Here is a 2,002-nt window from a genome sequence, read left to right on the forward strand (position 1 = left end):
AAGGTCTTCTACGCTGCGTCCATGCCGTCCGGAATGCCGTCCGTTTCTTTCGCCAGGAGTCGATCATGCTGACCGCGTACTACGTGCACCGCCTGCCGGCGGACTACGACCTCGACATCATCCGCAATCGCGTGCGCGAGCGCGGCCGGCTGTGGGACGACACGCCCGACCTGCTGTTCAAGGGATTCCTGTTGCGCGAGGCCGGCCGTCACGGCGCGACGGAAAACGGCTATGCGTCGTTCTACCTGTGGCGCAACGAACAGGCGTTCGCGCGGTTCGTGACGGATGGCCGCTATCGGGTCGTGACGGACAGCTTCGGTCGCGCGCCGATCGACACGCAAGTTGCGCTCGACGCGCGCAAGGGCAGTGCGTCGACGGGACGTTTCGCGCGTCTTGAAACGATCGAGATTCCGGCGGACGCCGATCTCGATGCGGCACTGGCGCGGGAGATCGCACGCAATCGCGAAGCGGCGGCTCGGCAGGGCGTGGTCGCGGCGGCCGTCAGTCTCGATCCGCTGCGTTGGCGCTTGACGCGTGCGCTCGTGACGGAACATGAACCGGACGACGGCGGCGCGGGCACCGTGTACCAGGTCCTGCATCTGGCGAGGCCGTTGCTCGACACGCTGGACGCGGGTCGCGCGTGATGGCCGGCATCGCGTCGCGATTGCCGGCCGGCGTGGTGATTGCCGCGCATCTGGCGGGTGTGGCGGCGGGCATCGTCACGATCGCGGCGCTCGTGACGGTGCTGGCGCTGCTGTTCAGGTAACGCGCTTCAGCACAGTGGTGGTGGGCGCGGGGGCGCCGCGCATGCGATGCGCGGCGCCCCCGGTCGCTTCATCGCCGCTCGCTCAATGGCCTTGCAAGCGGATATCGCGCGACGACGCGCCGACGTACACGGTCCCGCCCGAGACGACCCGCCAGCCGTTGCGCGACGTATCCCAGACGCTCTGCATCCGCGGCGACACGGTCACGCGCACCCGCCGTGCCTCGCCCGGATTCAGCCGGATCTTTTCCCAGCCGACCAGCCGCTTCGGCGGCTCGTCCTTGTACGGCACGCCGAGATAGACCTGCGGCGTTTCCGCGCCGGCCACGCGCCCGTCGTTGCGTACGGTGAACGCGACGCTCAGCGAGCCGTCCCATTGCTTCGACACCGACAGACCCGAATACGCGAAGTGCGTATACGACAGGCCGTAGCCGAACTCGAACATCGGCTTGATGTTGCGCGCGTCATACCAGCGGTAGCCCATGTCCAGCTTTTCCGCGTACACCGGGTCGTTGTCGAACGCGCCGTTTTGCCCCCACGTCGGCGAGTCCTGATCGCGCGCCGGGAAAGTCACGGGCAGCTTGCCCGACGGATTGACCGCGCCGAACAGCACGTTCGCGATCGCCTTGCCGCCGGCTTCGCCCGGATACCACGCCTCGACGATGGCCGACACGTTGTCCTTCCACGGCATCAGCACCGGATTGCCGCTCTGGACGACCACGACCGTATGCGGATTCGCGCGCGCGACGGCCTCGACGAGCGCATCCTGGTTCGACGGGTTCGCGAGGCTCAGGCTCTGCAGGTCGCCGAAATCCTCGCCGGCCGGCTGCGCGACCACGACGATCGCGACATCCGAGCGGCCCGCGAGCGCCGCGGCCTGGTCGATCTCCTGCTGCGTGTACGCGCGGAACGGCGACTGCTGGTCGCTGTTGCCCGCATACGTGACCTGCGCGGCCGGCGCCAGCGCGCGGATCGCCGCGACGATCGGCACGTCGACCTTGAGCCATGGATTGCGCCACCAGCTGCAGCCGGTCGACGATCCGAACGTCAGGCCTCCGCAGCCGGCGAACGAACCGGATACGGGGTCGCGCGTGTTACCCGAGCCGCCGCCGGACAGCACGGCTGCATCCGCATGGCCGCCGATCACGGCGATCCGCGACAGTGCCGACGCGACGAGCGGCAACTGGTTGCCGTCGTTCTTCAGCAGAACGATCGATTGCTCGGAAGCCGCTTGCGCGA

General features: G+C 68.4%; 3 protein-coding genes. 2 read left to right on the forward strand and 1 reads right to left on the reverse strand.

Features of this window, described 5'->3' with window-relative positions:
• Nucleotides 1-65: 65 nt before the first annotated feature.
• Together JMF90_RS34985 and JMF90_RS40650 are read left to right on the forward strand one after the other, a co-directional pair.
• Complete coding sequence (locus tag JMF90_RS34985) at nt 66-644, forward strand: DUF4865 family protein (protein ID WP_012338297.1); 579 nt, start codon at nt 66-68, stop codon at nt 642-644.
• Nucleotides 644-766, forward strand: a complete 123-nt coding sequence (locus JMF90_RS40650; protein ID WP_012338296.1) for a hypothetical protein — start codon at nt 644-646, stop codon at nt 764-766. The genes JMF90_RS34985 and JMF90_RS40650 overlap by 1 nt, the downstream gene beginning before the upstream one ends.
• An 82-nt stretch (nt 767-848) precedes the next feature.
• On the opposite strand, the gene JMF90_RS34990 is transcribed toward JMF90_RS40650, so the two are convergent.
• Nucleotides 849-2,002, reverse strand: a 1,154-nt coding sequence (locus JMF90_RS34990; RefSeq protein WP_201326157.1) for a glycoside hydrolase family 3 C-terminal domain-containing protein, incomplete at its 5' end; no start/stop codon positions are given.

Source organism: Burkholderia sp. E168m23 (genome assembly GCF_016586125.1).
Classification (GTDB): Bacteria; Pseudomonadota; Gammaproteobacteria; order Burkholderiales; family Burkholderiaceae; genus Burkholderia; species Burkholderia orbicola.